The 15,195-nt window shown below is 61.5% G+C and carries 16 protein-coding genes; 4 read left to right on the top strand and 12 right to left on the bottom strand.

What is annotated here, in order from left to right:
• Positions 1-27: 27 nt before the first annotated feature.
• Positions 28-399 (bottom strand): MGMT family protein, encoded by a 372-nt coding sequence (locus tag AB4Z20_RS14455; protein ID WP_442090161.1) that lies wholly within the window; start codon positions 397-399, stop codon positions 28-30.
• 142 nt (positions 400-541) lie between these two features.
• Here AB4Z20_RS14455 and AB4Z20_RS14460 point away from each other — a divergent pair, with 142 nt between their 5' ends.
• A complete protein-coding gene (locus AB4Z20_RS14460; RefSeq protein ID WP_253471966.1) occupies positions 542-1,549 on the top strand; it encodes a DUF481 domain-containing protein in 1,008 nt (335 codons plus the stop codon).
• 194 nt (positions 1,550-1,743) lie between these two features.
• On the opposite strand, the gene AB4Z20_RS14465 is transcribed toward AB4Z20_RS14460, so the two are convergent.
• Positions 1,744-1,953 (bottom strand): cold-shock protein, encoded by a 210-nt coding sequence (locus tag AB4Z20_RS14465; protein WP_002554837.1) that lies wholly within the window; start codon positions 1,951-1,953, stop codon positions 1,744-1,746.
• Between the two features lie 354 nt (positions 1,954-2,307).
• Here AB4Z20_RS14465 and dcd point away from each other — a divergent pair, with 354 nt between their 5' ends.
• Both dcd and AB4Z20_RS14475 read left to right on the top strand, forming a co-directional pair.
• Positions 2,308-2,874, top strand: a complete 567-nt coding sequence (gene dcd / locus AB4Z20_RS14470) for a dCTP deaminase (RefSeq protein WP_003184751.1) — start codon at positions 2,308-2,310, stop codon at positions 2,872-2,874.
• Positions 2,875-2,976: 102 nt separating this feature from the next.
• Positions 2,977-3,183, top strand: coding sequence for a hypothetical protein (locus AB4Z20_RS14475; protein ID WP_003184748.1), 207 nt, complete (start codon positions 2,977-2,979; stop codon positions 3,181-3,183).
• Positions 3,184-3,471: 288 nt separating this feature from the next.
• Here AB4Z20_RS14475 and AB4Z20_RS14480 read toward each other — a convergent pair whose 3' ends face one another.
• From AB4Z20_RS14480 to AB4Z20_RS14515, 8 genes are all read right to left on the bottom strand, one after another.
• Entirely contained in the window at positions 3,472-4,236 is a 765-nt protein-coding gene (locus AB4Z20_RS14480) for an ABC transporter ATP-binding protein (RefSeq protein ID WP_053118987.1), read from the bottom strand.
• 13 nt (positions 4,237-4,249) lie between these two features.
• Positions 4,250-5,368 (bottom strand): succinylglutamate desuccinylase/aspartoacylase family protein, encoded by a 1,119-nt coding sequence (locus tag AB4Z20_RS14485; RefSeq protein ID WP_003198402.1) that lies wholly within the window; start codon positions 5,366-5,368, stop codon positions 4,250-4,252.
• A gap of 27 nt (positions 5,369-5,395) precedes the next feature.
• Positions 5,396-6,106, bottom strand: coding sequence for an ABC transporter permease (locus AB4Z20_RS14490; RefSeq protein WP_063322691.1), 711 nt, complete (start codon positions 6,104-6,106; stop codon positions 5,396-5,398).
• Positions 6,103-6,831 (bottom strand): ABC transporter permease, encoded by a 729-nt coding sequence (locus AB4Z20_RS14495; protein WP_253471968.1) that lies wholly within the window; start codon positions 6,829-6,831, stop codon positions 6,103-6,105. The genes AB4Z20_RS14490 and AB4Z20_RS14495 overlap by 4 nt, the downstream gene beginning before the upstream one ends.
• Before the next feature lie 58 nt (positions 6,832-6,889).
• The gene (locus tag AB4Z20_RS14500; protein ID WP_003198409.1) at positions 6,890-7,672 is read right to left on the bottom strand and encodes a transporter substrate-binding domain-containing protein; all 783 of its coding nucleotides are present in this window, start codon (positions 7,670-7,672) and stop codon (positions 6,890-6,892) included.
• A gap of 347 nt (positions 7,673-8,019) precedes the next feature.
• Entirely contained in the window at positions 8,020-9,708 is a 1,689-nt protein-coding gene (locus AB4Z20_RS14505) for an ATP-dependent DNA ligase (RefSeq protein WP_442090140.1), read from the bottom strand.
• Positions 9,705-10,736: a ligase-associated DNA damage response exonuclease gene (locus AB4Z20_RS14510; RefSeq protein ID WP_442090141.1), complete on the bottom strand. Its 1,032-nt coding sequence runs from the start codon at positions 10,734-10,736 to the stop codon at positions 9,705-9,707. The genes AB4Z20_RS14505 and AB4Z20_RS14510 overlap by 4 nt, the downstream gene beginning before the upstream one ends.
• Before the next feature lie 368 nt (positions 10,737-11,104).
• A complete protein-coding gene (locus AB4Z20_RS14515; RefSeq protein WP_442090142.1) occupies positions 11,105-13,555 on the bottom strand; it encodes a penicillin acylase family protein in 2,451 nt (816 codons plus the stop codon).
• 206 nt (positions 13,556-13,761) lie between these two features.
• Between AB4Z20_RS14515 and AB4Z20_RS14520 the strand changes: the two genes are divergently transcribed.
• Positions 13,762-14,319 carry a cysteine hydrolase family protein gene (locus tag AB4Z20_RS14520; protein ID WP_442090143.1) on the top strand — a complete coding sequence of 186 codons (558 nt, stop codon included), beginning with the start codon at positions 13,762-13,764 and terminating at the stop codon, positions 14,317-14,319.
• Positions 14,320-14,477: 158 nt separating this feature from the next.
• On the opposite strand, the gene AB4Z20_RS14525 is transcribed toward AB4Z20_RS14520, so the two are convergent.
• Both AB4Z20_RS14525 and AB4Z20_RS14530 read right to left on the bottom strand, forming a co-directional pair.
• On the bottom strand, positions 14,478-14,681 hold the full coding sequence (locus AB4Z20_RS14525) for an SEC-C metal-binding domain-containing protein (protein ID WP_047228413.1): 204 nt from the start codon (positions 14,679-14,681) through the stop codon (positions 14,478-14,480).
• Between the two features lie 5 nt (positions 14,682-14,686).
• A complete protein-coding gene (locus AB4Z20_RS14530) occupies positions 14,687-15,172 on the bottom strand; it encodes an LEA type 2 family protein (protein WP_253471981.1) in 486 nt (161 codons plus the stop codon).
• Positions 15,173-15,195 lie beyond the last annotated feature (23 nt).

A 15,195-nucleotide genomic window follows, 5' to 3' on the forward strand; every position in this document is an offset into this window, starting at 1 on the left:
AAAAATTGCGAAAACAAAGCGCGCACTCTAACCGCTGTGCTCTACCGGGCGCCAGCCATGGCGCTGAATATCAACACGATTGTTCAGGACACTGATCCCTTCCATGCGCAGGCGTGCGCGCTGTTCATCCCCTGAAGCGCTGCCCGCCGGCAGGCTGATCCGACCGCCGGCACCCAATACCCGATGCCAGGGCAGCTTCGTGTCGTTCGGCAATTGGCTGAGGGTCCGCCCGACCCAGCGCGCCGCGCGGCCCAGGCCGGCCATTTCAGCCAGTTGGCCATAGGTGACCACCTTGCCCGCTGGCACCTGTGCCAGGGTCAGGTAAAGGGTGGTGCGGCGGATTTGGGCGGCGTTCTCGGTGCCCGCTGGGGTATCGGTCACGTAAAGGGTTCCTGAAATGGGGACGTCCGTCTGTAGATTAATTCCTACAGCGCTGATTGAGAAATGAACTCATCACCCTTACGCGGGTCAGTCCTTGCTGAGGTGTCATCCTGGGGGATAATGCCGCCTTTTCACCGCAAACTTGAGCCCTTTATCGCTTATGTTGTCTAGAACCCTGCTTTGCCTGGCTGTTGCCAGTGCCTCCATGCCCTTGCTTGCCGACACCGTCTGGTTGAAGAATGGGGACAAACTCAGCGGCAAGATTACCGTTTTTGATGGCGGCAAGTTGCTGATCCAGACCGATTACGCCGGGGCGATTCCCGTCGACTGGAAACAGGTCAAGACGCTGGAGAGTGATCAGCAACTTTTGGTCAAGCAGGATGCTTATACCGGCGAGAAAGCCAAGGCGCTGCATGCGGCCGAGGATGGCAAGGTCACCTTGGCCAACGGTGATGCGCCCAAGACTGTCGATCTGGCCAGTATCCAGCAGATCCTCAAGCCCAAGCCGGTGGTCGAGGACCTGGTGTGGAAGGGCAATATCGATGCCGCGCTGGATTACCAGCGTGCGGAAAACGATACCGACGATTACGACATCGACTTCAAGACTTCGGCGCGCCACGGCAGATGGCGGCACACCGCCGAAGGCGAATACAACCGTGAATTCCAGGACGATGTGGTTTCCGCCGATAACTGGCGCCTGGAGTATTCCCTCGACCGGTTCATCACCGACAAGTGGTTCTGGCAAGGTCGCCTGAACTACAAGCGCGACAAAGTCGAAGACCTGGCGCGCCAGCGCGTGGTGGGTACCGGTCCGGGCTATCAGTTCTGGGATGACGAACTGGGCGCGTTCTCGCTGGGGTCGCTGTTGAACCGCACCGACTATGAATACCGCGACGGCGGCAAGGACAACTTCTATTCCGTCGCCATGAAGTGGGACTACAACCGCTACCTGATTGGCAAGCGCGTCGAGTTCTTCACCAATGGTGAAGTGGGCAAGCCACTGTCCGACGTGGCGGATTACGCCTACGACGCTGAAGTGGGGTTACGCTACAAGGTTACCGATTGGGCGTCGCTCAACCTCAAGGCTGAGAAGGATGTCATTGAAGGCACCGAGGACAGCGACTTGAGCAAGACGCGCTACACGGCTGGATTTGGCGTGACCTGGTAATCCCAGGCGATTAACAAATCCTGTGGGAGCGAGCTTGCTCGCGATAGCGGTCTATCAGTCAGCGTTGATGTTGCTGGTCCACCGCTATCGCGAGCAAGCTCGCTCCCACAGTTTTTTTGTGCGCCGGCAAAAACAGACAGGCACAAAAAAGCCCCGCTTTTGAGGGCGGGGCCTTTTACTAAAGCAAGGACAAGTTAGATAACTTGAACTTCTTCAGCTTGCATGCCTTTCTGACCGCGGGTAGCGATGAAAGAAACCTGTTGGCCTTCTTTCAGGCTTTTGAAGCCGTCGGATTGGATAGCTTTGAAGTGAACGAACAGGTCGTCACCGGATTGTGGGGTGATGAAGCCGAAGCCTTTTTCATCGTTGAACCACTTAACGGTACCGGTTTGGCGATTAGACATGGTGTAACTCCTTGAACAAAGATAACTGCGACTCAGGAAGAACCCTGGCCGAGACTGAGTGCAAAGAGCAGGAAAAATTCTTGTAGATGGTTGGATCGAAATTCAACATATCGTGTAGAGATTCTCAGTGACACAAGCAACACAGTGGCGCCACCTTAACCCTTTTTCCAGAATGTGCCAATGGTCTTTGCGAAGGTTTCTCTTATTTGGTGACTGACGGCGCGGGCGATGGCCGGCAGGACCCGGAAATCAAGGCGGATCGGCGAGATTTACGCGCCGTGCTTTGAACCCTGCCCCGCGCCCCGGTAAGATGCCGGACGTATTTTTTCCACCTCGCTATTTCAGGAAACCGCCATGAGCATCAAATCGGACAAGTGGATTCGCCGCATGGCGCAAGAGCACGGCATGATCGAGCCCTTCGTCGAACGCCAGATGCGTGGCGAAGGCGCCGACCGGCTGATCTCCTTCGGTGTCTCCAGCTACGGCTACGACGTGCGCTGCGCCGACGAATTCAAGGTGTTCACCAATATCAATTCGGCCACCGTCGACCCGAAGAATTTCGACGAGAAGAGCTTCGTCGACGTCAAGAGCGACGTGTGCATCATCCCGCCGAACTCCTTCGCCCTGGCCCGTACCGTCGAGTACTTCCGCATTCCGCGCAACGTACTGACCATCTGCCTGGGCAAGAGCACCTACGCCCGTTGCGGCATCATCGTCAACGTCACGCCGCTGGAACCCGAGTGGGAAGGCCACGTGACCCTGGAATTCTCCAACACCACGACCCTGCCGGCGAAAATCTACGCCAACGAGGGTGTGGCGCAGATGCTGTTCCTGGAATCCGATGAAGAATGTGAGGTTTCCTACAAGGATCGTGGCGGCAAGTACCAGGGCCAGCGCGGCGTGACGCTGCCGCGTACCTGAATCTGACGAGCTGTTGGAATTCCTGGGCGGGCAGACACTCTATTGCGTGTACTGCCCGTTTTTGTGCGTCAGCGCAGCGGGCCTTCGCTCAGGAGCTGCTCTATGAAGATCGATCCGCGAATCAGTGCCGAACTGGCAAGGCTTGAGCCCAATCAGATCGGCGTCATGGCCTGGTCATTGCTGGCCCATCCTGTCGAAGCGGCGGGCGGCATCCCTGGCCAGCCTGATCCCGATACCCCCAACGAACAACCTACCGAGCCCGGCGAACCTACCCTGCCGGACGAGCCGCCTCCTGCGCCTGTTGCCTGATGAATCATGGCCCCCTGGATCTGGATGACACGCTGCAAGGGGAGGCTGCGCCTCCAGCGGGAGCAAGCTCCCTCGCCACAAAAGCAGCGCCTGGCGCCGAATGCCAGTCAGTTAAGCAGCAAACCTGTGGGAGCAAAGCTTGCTCGCGATTACGGTAAGCCAGCCGACTAAGATATTGGCGACTCTGCCGCTATCGCGAGCAAGCTTTGCTCCCCCAGGATTTATGCCGTTTGCTCCTAACTGACAGGCATTGGCGCCTGGCGCCTCCTTTTCAGGGGAGTCCGAAATTTATTTCAGGTTGCCACTGAGAAACTGCTTGAGCCGTTCACTGGTGGGATTGCCCAGCACGTCTTCCGGCGCGCCTTCTTCTTCCACCAGGCCCTGGTGCAGGAACAGCACCTGGTTCGAGACTTTGCGGGCGAAACTCATTTCGTGGGTCACCATGATCATGGTCCGGCCTTCCTCAGCCAGGCCCTGGATCACCTTCAGCACTTCACCCACCAGCTCCGGGTCCAGGGCCGAGGTGGGTTCGTCGAACAGCATCACCTCCGGCTCCATCGCCAGGGCGCGGGCAATGGCCACGCGCTGTTGCTGGCCGCCGGAGAGGAACGCCGGGTATTGCTCGGCGACCCGTGCCGGCAGGCCGACCTTGTCGAGATAACGACGGGCGCGGTCGTCGGCTTCCTGCTTGCTGACCCCCAGCACCCGGCGCGGTGCCATGGTGATGTTTTCCAGTACGGTCATGTGGCTCCACAGGTTGAAGTGCTGGAACACCATGGCCAAGCGCGTGCGGATGCGTTGCAGTTCGTCGGCGTCGGCCACGTGCATGCCGTGGCGGTCCTTGATCATCTGGATCGGCTGGCCGTCCAGGCTCATGGCGCCGTCGTTGGGTTGTTCCAGGAAATTGATGCAGCGCAAAAAGGTACTTTTGCCTGAGCCGCTGGCGCCAATGAGGCTGATGACGTCGCCGGTCTTGGCCTTGAGCGAAACGCCCTTGAGCACTTCATGTTCGCCATAGCTTTTATGCAGGCCTTCGATGGTCAGTTTGTACATGGAGCATGCATCCTCAAGGCGAAAGTAGGTAGCCGCTGCGATAGGCTTCGGTGCCGGCGACATGGGCGATCACCATGCCGGCCGTGGCCATGCGGCGCAGCGAACGGGCGTACAGCAGCCCGGCGTTACGGCAATGAACGGGGGTGACGGTGTCGTTGACCGGGTCGATGACTTCCGCGATCAACTGCCCCGCCTCCAGGTATTCGCCGGGCAGGGCGCTGTAGACCAGCAACCCACCCACGGGCGTCGCCACCGGCTCGACAGCGGCCAGTGGCGTGGCCGGGTAGGGCAACTCGGGCATGGGCATCGGTTCGCCGTCGATGGCCCCGAAACGGATCAGGTATTCGATCAAGGCCTGGCAGTCCAGGCTCGCCAGCCCGTGGTTGACGTCACCCTGGCCACGCAACTCCACGGTGACCGAAAAACTGCCCAGGGGAATCTCGAAGCGTTCGCCGAAGCGTTCCTTGAGTTGCCACCAGAGCAGGGTGAAGCATTCGTCGAACGACTGGCCGCCCGAATCGGTCGCCAGCAGGCAGGCTTCGGCACCGATGTAGCGGGCCAGTGGTTCGACCTGTGGCCAGGCTTCGGGCGTGGTGTAGAGGTGGGCCACGGCTTCGAAGTCGCAATGCAGGTCCAGCACCATGTCGGCGTCGCAGGCCAGCCGTTGCAGGGCCAGGCGCAGGGATTGCAGTTGCGTGCCTGGGGTCTGCCGGGCGAGGGCGTCGCGCAGGCTGGTGCGGATCAGCATCAGGTTGTGCTGCGGATCGTCGGTGAGCAGGTCCTGGATTTCGTTGCCGATCTCTTCGCTCAGGTCGACGAAGCGGCGGTTGAAGTTCTGCCCGCTCTCGGTTTCGTAGCGGCCCAGGGGCACGTCCATCAGCACTTGTTCGAGGCCGATGGGGTTGGCGACGGGCACCAGCACGATCTCGTGCCGCAGGTGGCCCGACGCTTCGAGTTCGGCCAGGCGCTGCTTGAGGTGCCAGGCGACCAGCATGCCCGGCAGTTCATCGGCGTGCAGGGACGACTGGATATAGATTTTGCCGACGGCTTTTTCCGGGCCGAAGTGGAAGCTGTGGATCTTGCGTGCGGTCCCCGGTACTGGGGCCAGCAGGTCATGGATCTGGTGGCGCATGTGCGTGTGTGTCCTGGAACAAAAGCCCTAGTGGGTCGGCCCGAGAAAGGCCAGCCAGCGGCGTTCGGCGAGGCGGAAGAGGCCCACCAGTGCAAAGGTGACGGTCAGGTAGATCAACGCGGCGATCCCGAACGACTGGAACGTCAGGAACGTCGCCGAGTTGGCGTCCCGGGCCACTTTCAGCACGTCTGGAACGGTAGCGGTGAACGCCACGGTCGTCGAGTGCAGCATCAGGATGACTTCGTTGCTGTAATACGGCAGCGAGCGGCGCAGCGCCGACGGCATGATCACGTAGGTGTACAGCCTCCAACCGGTCAGGCCGTAGGCCTTGGCCGCCTCGACTTCGCCATGGTTCATGCTGCGAATCGCCCCGGCGAAAATTTCCGTGGTGTAGGCGCAGGTGTTCAAGGCGAAGGCCAGGATCGTGCAGTTCATTGCGTCGCGAAAGAAACTGTCGAGCAGGGGCTGGGCGCGCACCGCCGCGATGCTGTAGATGCCGGTGTAGCAGATCAGCAGTTGGATATAGAGCGGTGTGCCACGGAACAGGTAGGTGTAGAACTGCACCGGCCAGCGGACGTAGAACTTGGGTGAAACCCGGGCGATGGACAGCGGGATCGACACCAGGAAACCGATCAGCAGCGAGGCGCTGAGCAGCCACAGGGTCATGGCCAGGCCCGTGACGTTGACGCCATCGCTGTAAAGGAATGGCCGCCAGTATTCTTGCAGAAGTTCGATCATCGCACCGCCTCCCGGGCTCCGGCGGCGTAGCGGCGTTCAAGCCAGCGCAGGATGACGTTGGACGCGCTGGTGATCAGCAGATAGATCAGTGCCGCCAGTACCAGGAAGTAAAACAGCTGGTAGGTGCTCTTGCCCGCATCCTGGGCCGCCTTGACCAGGTCGGCCAGGCCGATGATCGATACCAGCGCGGTGGCCTTGAGTATCACCATCCAGTTGTTGCCGATACCCGGCAGGGCAAAGCGCATCATTTGTGGGAACACCACGACGCGAAAGCGCTGGCCACGCTTGAGGCCATACGCGGTGGCGGCTTCGACCTGGCCTCGGGGGACCGCGAGGATCGCGCCGCGAAAGGTTTCGGTGAAGTACGCGCCATAGATGAAGCCCAGGGTGATCACCCCGGCGCCGAATGGGTCGATCTCGATGTATTCCCATTCCATGAAGTCGGTAAGCGAGGTCAGCCAGGTTTGCAGGCTGTAGAAGATCAGCAGCATCAGCACCAGGTCCGGCACGCCGCGGATCAGCGTGGTGTAGAGCTGGGCAGGGATTCGCAGCAGTTTGACGCTGGAAAGCTTGGCGCTGGCGCCCAGCAGGCCGAGCAAGACGCTCAACAGCAAGGACAGGGCCGACAGCTTGATGGTCATCCAGGTGCCTTGCATCAGCAGCGGGCCAAAGCCCTGCAGGCTGAAGGCGGAGAGCCCCAGATTTTGTAGGAGTTGTTCGAACATGGAAGAAAGCCTTTGGCAGGAGAAAAGCGCCCATCCGAGACCGGATGGGCGCCGCGCATTATTTGCCGCTGTACAGATTCAGATCGCCAAAGTGTTTTTTCTGGATCTCGGCGTACTTGCCGTCGTCGTGTAACGCTTTGATACCTTTATCCAAAAGCGCCTTCAGCTCACTGTTACCTTTCTTGATACCGATGGCGGTCTTGGCTGGCAGCAGTTCGCTGTCCACTGGCTTGCTGATTTCATAGCCTTCGCCTTTTGGCGACTTCAGGAAGCCCAGCTCAGCCTGGAGCATGTCCTGGATCGCCGCATCGAGGCGGCCGGAGGTCAGGTCGGAATAAACCTGGTCCTGGTTCTGGTAGGCCTGGGTCTTCACACCGGCCTTGTCCAGCACGGCCTTGGCGTAGGCTTCCTGGATGGTGCCTTGCTCGTAGCCGACGGTCTTGCCTTTGAGCGAGGCAACGTCTTCGCTCAGGCCCGAGCCTTTCTTGAAGACATAGGCCGTTGGGCCGGAGAACAGCTCGCTGGAGAAGTCGATGGCTTTTTCACGAGCCGGGGTAACGGTCATGGAGGAGATCACGCCGTCGAATTTATTGGCCTTGAGGCCCGGGATCATGCCGTCGAAATCGCTTTCGACCCATTTGCATTTGACCTTCAGCTCTGCGCAGATCGCGTTGCCCAGGTCGATGTCGAAACCGACCAGGCTGCCGTCGGCGGCTTTGGACTCAAATGGGGCGTAGGAAGGGTCGACACCAAAACGCAGTTCCTTGTATTCCTTGGCCGTGGCGACGCCAGCAGCCATGCACAACGCCAGTGCAGAAAGGGTCAGCAGTGCTTTTTTCATTATTCAATCCCTAAAACCAATATGAGCGCTTGTGGCGCGTAAGTATTGTTACCGGTGAAGGCGAGAACGGTATGACGGCATAAAGGTAGCAATTTCCGAACCAGAGTGCCGAACAAGTGTTTTAAAAGCACTGGCGGCGGGAGACGGAACGCGTTGGTGCGCGAGGACGAGCGTACATCAAAAAGCGCACCGGGATGGAGCGTGCGTTGTGTTGGGTTTGGTCTTTGTGGCGAGGGAGCTTGCTCCCGCTGGAGGCGCAGCCTCCCCTCGCGGTGTGTCAGACAGAACCAGGGGGCCGCTTCGCGCCCCAGCGGGAGCAAGCTCCCTCGCCACAAAGGGAGTGCCTGCTATTTCAGCAGGTCTTGCAGCGTCGCCAGTGTGTCGGCCTCGTCGACGTGCTTGTCCTGGCGCCAGCGCAACATCCGTGGAAAGCGCACCGCGATCCCACTCTTGTGGCGATTGGACAGGGCGATGCCTTCGAAACCCAGTTCGAACACCAGGGTGGGCGTGACGCTGCTCACCGGGCCGAACTTCTCCACGGTGGTCTTGCGCACGATGTTGTCGACCTGGCGCATTTCTGCATCGGTCAGCCCTGAATAAGCCTTGGCAAATGGCACCAGTGTGCGCTCGCGACTGTCCGGCGGGTTGTCCCATACGGCGAAGGTGTAGTCGCTGTACAGGCTGGCGCGCCGACCATGGCCGCGCTGGGCATAGATCAGCACCGCGTCGACGCTGAAGGGGTCGATCTTCCATTTCCACCACACGCCCATGTCCTTGGTGCGACCAACTCCGTACAGCGCGTTGCGGGCCTTGAGCATCATGCCTTCAACACCGAGGTGGCGAGAGGTTTCGCGTTGCCGGGCGAGGTCGAACCAGTCCTGGCCGGTGACCGTCGGCGATGGCAACAACACCGGACTGTGAACATGGGCGATCAGTGCCTCCAGCCGTTCGCGGCGCTCGGCCTGGGGACGGCTGCGCCAGTCCTCGCCCTGCCATTCCAGCAGGTCGTAGGCCATCACCACCACCGGCGCATCGTCGAGGATTTTCTTGCCCAGGGTCTTGCGACCGATGCGCTGCTGCAACAGGGCGAAGGGTTGCACCGCCGGTTGCAGCGGCGCCTCCGGGTCGAAGGCGTCCTCGGTCACCGGCCGGGCGGTTTTCCACACCACGATTTCGCCATCGATCACGGTACCGTCGGGCAGTGCCTGCGCCAGGGCGTGCAGTTCGGGGAAGCGCTCGGTCACCAGTTCTTCGCCTCGGGACCAGATCCATAAATGGCCGTCGCGCTTGATCACTTGGGAGCGGATGCCGTCCCATTTCCATTCCACCTGCCAGTCGCTGGCCGGCCCCAGCAGGGTGTCGAGTTGCTCCACCGGGGCAGACAAGGCGTGGGCCAGGAAAAACGGATAAGGCTGGCCGCCGCGCTGGGCATGTTCATCGTCGGATTCGGCCGCGATCAGCTTGAGGTAACTGGCGGCCGTGGGACGATGGGACAGGTCGGTGTAGCCCACCAGACGCTGGGCCACCCGCTTGCTGTCCAGGTTGGCCATGCCGGCCAGGGCCCGGGTGACCAGCAATTTGGACACGCCGACGCGAAAGCTGCCGGTGATGAGCTTGATGCACAGCATCAGGCTCGGCCGGTCCAATTGTGCCCACAACGTGGGCAAGCGCAGCGCCAGTACCTCGGGCGACTCGCCACGCAATGGCAGCAGTTTTTCCTCGATCCACGACGCCAGGCCCTCGTCGGAACGGTGGGGCGATTCCGGCAACACCAACGAGATGGTTTCGGCCAAATCCCCCACGGCCTGGTAGCTCTCTTCGAACAGCCACGCGGACAGCCCGGACACCTGCACGGCCAACTCCCGCAGGATTTTTACCGGCACCAGTTGCCGTGGACGCCCGCCGGACAGGAAATACACGGCCCACGCCGCGTCTTGAGGCGCAGCCTTGGTGAAATAGGCTTGCATGGCGGCAAGCTTGGCATTGCTGGAGGTGGTGGCGTCCAGTTCGGCGTACAGCTCGGCGAAGGCTTTCATGACGCCTCCACACCGCTGTCGGTGGCCGTGGCGAGGTCTTCTTCGTCATCGCCGTATTCGGTGCTGAACCCCTGGGCGTCGAGGCCTTGCTCGCAGAGATGGCGCACCAGCACGCTTACCGAACCGTGCGTGACCATCACCCGTTCGGCGCCGGTCTGTTCGATGGCCCAGAGCAGGCCAGGCCAGTCGGCGTGGTCGGACAGCACAAAACCCCGGTCCACGCCGCGGCGCCGCCGCGTACCGCGCAGGCGCATCCAGCCGCTGGCGAAGGCGTCGCTGTAGTCGCCAAAGCGGCGCATCCAGCTGCTGCCCCCGGCAGAGGGCGGGGCGATGACCAGCGCCTGGCCCATGATCGGGTCATGCTTGTCGATGTCGCTGGCATAAATTGTCGGCGGCAGGTGAACGCCGGCCTCGCGGTAGACCCGGTTCAGTGGCTCCACCGCGCCATGGGCCAGGATCGGGCCGAGGCTTTCATCGATGCCGTGGAGAATCCGCTGGGCCTTGCCGAAGGAATAGCAGAACAACACGCTGGCTCGGCCGGCGGCGATGTTCCCGCGCCACCACTGGTTGATCTCTTCAAAGATCTGCGCCTGGGGTTGCCAGCGGTAGATCGGTAGGCCGAAGGTCGATTCAGTGATGAAGGTATGGCATTTCACCGGCTCGAACGGGGTGCAGGTGCCGTCAGGCTCGACTTTGTAATCCCCCGACGCCACCCAGACCTCGCCTTGATATTCCAGCCGCACCTGGGCCGAGCCCAGCACATGGCCGGCGGGGTGAAAGCTCAAGGTCACGCCATGATGCGACAGGCGTTCGCCATAGGGCAGGGTTTGCAGGTTGATGTCCTGGCCCAGGCGTGAACGCAGAATGCCTTCACCGGGTGCCGCTGCCAGGTAGTGTTGGTTGCCGCTGCGGGCATGGTCGCCGTGGGCGTGGGTGATGACCGAACGTTCCACTGCACGCCACGGGTCGATGTAGAAATCCCCGGGCGGACAGTACAAGCCTTCGGGGCGGGCAATGACAAGATCCATGCAGTCACCGGAGCGATGGGCTTGTCAGGTAGAGGCGAGGGCGGGGGGAGAAGTTCTATCGGGTTTTCGGGGTGGATGGGCTGGCGCCATCGTCGGATCGCCGCCCGGAGCAAGCTCGCTCCCACAGGGGGGCGGTGTTGAATTCGGTATGGCGATTCGACACAAAGCCAATGTGGGAGCGAGCTTGCTCGCGATGGCGTCAGTCCAGACCCAGAACCGTGGCGAGGGAGCTTGCTCCCGCTCGGCTGCGCAGCAGTCGTAAACCGGCTGATGCATTCTGCCTGAAGACACGCAGGGGCCTGCTTCGCAGTCCAGCGGGAGCAAGCTCCCTCGCCACAAAAAAACCTATCTCCAGCCCCAGGTTGCAGTTATTTGCCAGGCACCAGGGTCAATCGCGTCTTGCCATAGCCCCGATCGAAATTCTGCGATTGCAACGGCAGGCTCTGGTACTGCCCCTTGATCCACGGATCGATGCCATTGGCATAGTTCGGGCTGACCGGGTTGCCGGACTGTCCGGCGCCATCCTGGATCATCATCGGTTCAGGCTGGCCGAAGTCGACGATAAAACGCATGGCTGGCGCCAGGTTGGTGTTGAAATCCTGCCCCCCAGCGAACGCTGCGGTGTTGAGCGTGCTGGCGTCGCCACCGGCCGGCAGCGGGCCACGTACGATCTGGCCGTTGCTGTTCTTCCACGCGTAGCGATGCAACTGGCCCCACTGCCAAGCCTTGCGGTCACCGCCCAACTGGCTTTCACCGGCGCTGATGGTGGTGGCCAGGCTGCGGGCGAGGATGACGGCCTTGTCTTCTTTCTGAGGTGTGCGCACATCGTCCCAGAACGGGCTGTCTTCACGCCCCAGCAGATGATCGGCCTGGGCCGAGTAGGACAATTGGCCGTTGGCGACCAGTGCCTTCCACGCCGGGCTGCTGTCCGGGCCCAGCTCGTCGAGGAAAATCTGCTTCATGCTTTCCTGCAGGAACAGCTCATAGATCGCCGCGTCGGCGGAGGTCGGGCTGAGCCGGCCATCGAATGCCATCAAGCGCGTGTAGGCCTCGCGGGCCTTGGCCCGGTCAGCCACCGGCAGGGCTTCGATCGCCTGTTTGAGCGGCTGGGCCATGCCCGGCGCTTCGAAGACTTTCTTGAGCTTGGCCGCGAACGTTGTGCCCTGGTCATATTGCATGGCGGTCAGGCTGCGGGTGTCGTGCTTGCCCGCGCCGGCCAGTTCGGCCATGCGTTCGCCACGCTCCGGTGCGGCCCACGAGTTGGACAGTTGCATGCCGTAGCCGTGGGGAATGACCCGTTGGTTGGCCGTGCCAAGCCAGCCCTGGGCCGGGTCCTGATCGTAGGGGTGTAGCATGGGGTCGGCGTAACCGTCCCAATCGTAGCGACCGTCCCAGCCCGGCGACGGCAACAGGCCTTCGCCTTCACGGCGGTTTGGATAGCGACCGGTGACTTGCCAGCCGATATGGCTGGCGTCGGCAAATACCAGGTTCACCGCCATGGCGCGGATTTCCCGGCTGGCGTCGGAGGCTTTCTCGACGTTCTGCGCCCGGGACAGGTCGAAGAAAGCATCCAGGGTCTTGTCGTCGCTCAAGCTCGGCGTCTGCAAGGCCAGGCCAAAGCCGTTGGTCATGGCCGGACCCTGGGCGCTGTTGAGCAGCGGGCCGTGACGGGTCTCGAACACCGCTTCACGAATCGGCCGCTGGCCTTTGATGAAATAGGTTTCGTTGCGCACGATCGCTGGCTGCCATTTGCCGTTGACCTCATAGGACAGGCCGTTGCCCTGGCGTCGGATTTTCTCCAGGAACAGGTCCTGGTTGTCCCCCAGTACGCTGGTCATGCTCCAGGCCACTTTGCCGTTGAACCCGGCCAGGATCATCGGGATGCCCGCCACGGAAATCCCGGCCGCCTGGTACTTGGGCGCGCGGATCTGTACGGGGCTCCACAGCCCCGGCATGCCCAGCGGCCCATGGCTGTCACTGGCCAGCAGGCTCTTGCCGCTGCGGCTGCGTTGCGGCGCGATGGCCCAGTTACTCGAAGACGCAGCGCTCAAAAGGTTCAGCTCGGCCAACTGGCTGGTGGCCTTGCTGATCTCGTTCAGGCCCGGAATCTGGCCGTTGAGTCGCAAGCCCTGGAGTTTGTCAGCCTCGGCCACGGGCAGTGGTTCGTCTGGGTAGGACGGGCTCAGCCAGGCGAGTTTTTCGTTGGTGACGGTCTGGGCCAGAACCAGGCCGGCGATTTCTTCCGGCAGGTTGGCTGACTGGCTGAAATTCAGCAGGCAGAACATCAGCGCCGAGTCTTCCGGTTTCCAGTATTCGGGTTTGTAGCCGGTGGCGGCCAGGTCCGACGGCAACTTGTCGCGGTAGCGGAACAGGTAGGCGTTGACGCCGCGGGCATAGACTTCGAAGAAACGCTTGAGCCGTGGCGAAGACGCCTTGTACAGCTCGTCGGCGTTTTTCTTCAGGTTGACGGCGCGCATGTAGCGGTCGACGTCCAGCCGTTCGGCGCCGGACATCTCTGCCAGCCGCCCCTGGGCCAGCAGGCGCAGGGTGACCATCTGGGTGATGCGATCGCTGGCGTGGACGTAGCCGAGGGTGAACAGGGCATCATGGAAGCTGTTGCTTTCGATCAGCGGCATGCCCGTGGCATTGCGCCGGACCGAGACGTTCTGCGCCAGCCCCTTGAGCGGTTGCACACCGGAAGTCGGCGGGACAGTGTCCTGGGCATTCCAGGCCTGGCATCCGCTCAAACCGAGCACACTGGCCACTGCGGCGGCAACGCCGAGCCGGGGGATAAGGGAAATCGAGGCTGGCGAGGCCATGGCAAAGCTCCTGCGGGAGGGGGGTGGCACCAATAAAGGCGCTACGTTAGTGAGCAGGAGGGGGCCGCGCAAGCGGGGCGAGGGTTATTTGTTGGTTTGGCGATGAAACTCCGGGGCCGGGTCATCGCTTTTGCTCGAAGGCTTGCCTGTAGGAAGAGGTGATGATCAAGTGTGGACGATTCAATGACCGAGAGGAGAAAACCGGCATGGAGCTCCAAAACAACGCAGCGCTGATCCTCATCGATCAACAAAAAGGCATCCTTCACCCCAGGCTCGGTCCTCGCAACAACCCCGAGGCAGAGCTGCGCATGCTGGAGCTACTGGCGTTATGGCGACGCACGGCGCGACCGGTGATTCACGTCCACCACTTGTCCCGCTCGCCGGACTCGGTGTTCTGGCCGGGGCAGACGGGCGTAGAGGTCCAGCCACGGTTCGAGCCGCGGGCGGGGGAATGGCTGGTGCAGAAACAGGTACCGGATGCGTTCAGTGGCACGCGCCTGGAGGAAGACCTGCGCAGGGTGGGTATCGGGCAACTGGTGATCGTCGGTGTGGCGACGCACAACTCGGTGGAGTCCACGGCGCGTACGGCCGGCAACCTGGGATTCGACACGTGGGTGGCCGAGGATGCCTGCTTTACCTTCGACAAGAGCGATTACTTCGGCAACGCCCGTTCGGCTGCCGACGTGCATGCCATGTCCCTGGGCAATTTGCATGGCGAGTATGCGACGGTGGTCGCTGTGAAGCGGATTCTGGAGGCGGGCTGATACATAAGCAGTGAATGTACTGACCTCATCGCGAGCGAGCTCGCTCCCACATTGATTCTTCGGCGATCATTAAATATCGCCTCACCGCAAATCCCCTGTGGGAGCGAGCTTGCTCGCGATGACGGTCTAACAGGCGAAAAAGTTTTTCGCCCGGACCCTCAAGCCCCGTGGCACTTCTTGAATTTCTTGCCATTGCCGCACGGGCAAGGATCGTTGCGGCCGACATCCTTCAGGGTGTTGCGCACCGGTTCCTGGTGGGCGTGGCCGCAGTTCGGACCGTGGACATGGCCGTGGTCATGATCGTGATGATGGTCGTGATCGTGGTTGCAATCAGGGCCATGGACGTGGGGTTGTTGGGTCATCGGGGTTACTCCGCAATAAAATCGGCGGCGATTATCACGCCATTGCGTTCCAGGTGCACGTAGTGAGCGATGAATAATCCGGTTTCCAGCTCACCTTCCAGACGATAGGGGATCTGTTCCCGGGGTTTCTCCAGCAACTTCACCACGTGCCGCACCTGCGGCCACAGGTTGGTGCGGATCGGCACCTTGAAGTAGGCGCTGTGCCGGGGGCTCACGGTGAACCAGTGTTCATGCTCACCTTCGGTCAGCAACAGGTCGCCCAGGTGGATGCGGTACGTCAGGCCGCGGACGGTCAGGTCGCTGTCGCCGGGGTTATCGACGCGAAAGTGCAGTATGAACTTCTGTTCCAGCAGCCGGGCCCGCACCACCTCGACCTTGACCAGGTGCACCTGTGGCTCAGGGGCTTCTTCACCTTGCCAGGACGCGCAACCGCCGAGCCCGACGAACAGCAGCAGGCAGGTGATGCGCAGCAGGAGTGATGTGGCGGTCATGTCCGAGCCTCTGGTTTACCCCC

It is taken from the genome of Pseudomonas sp. KB_12 (assembly GCF_052114545.1).
GTDB lineage: Bacteria > Pseudomonadota > Gammaproteobacteria > Pseudomonadales > Pseudomonadaceae > Aquipseudomonas > Aquipseudomonas brassicacearum.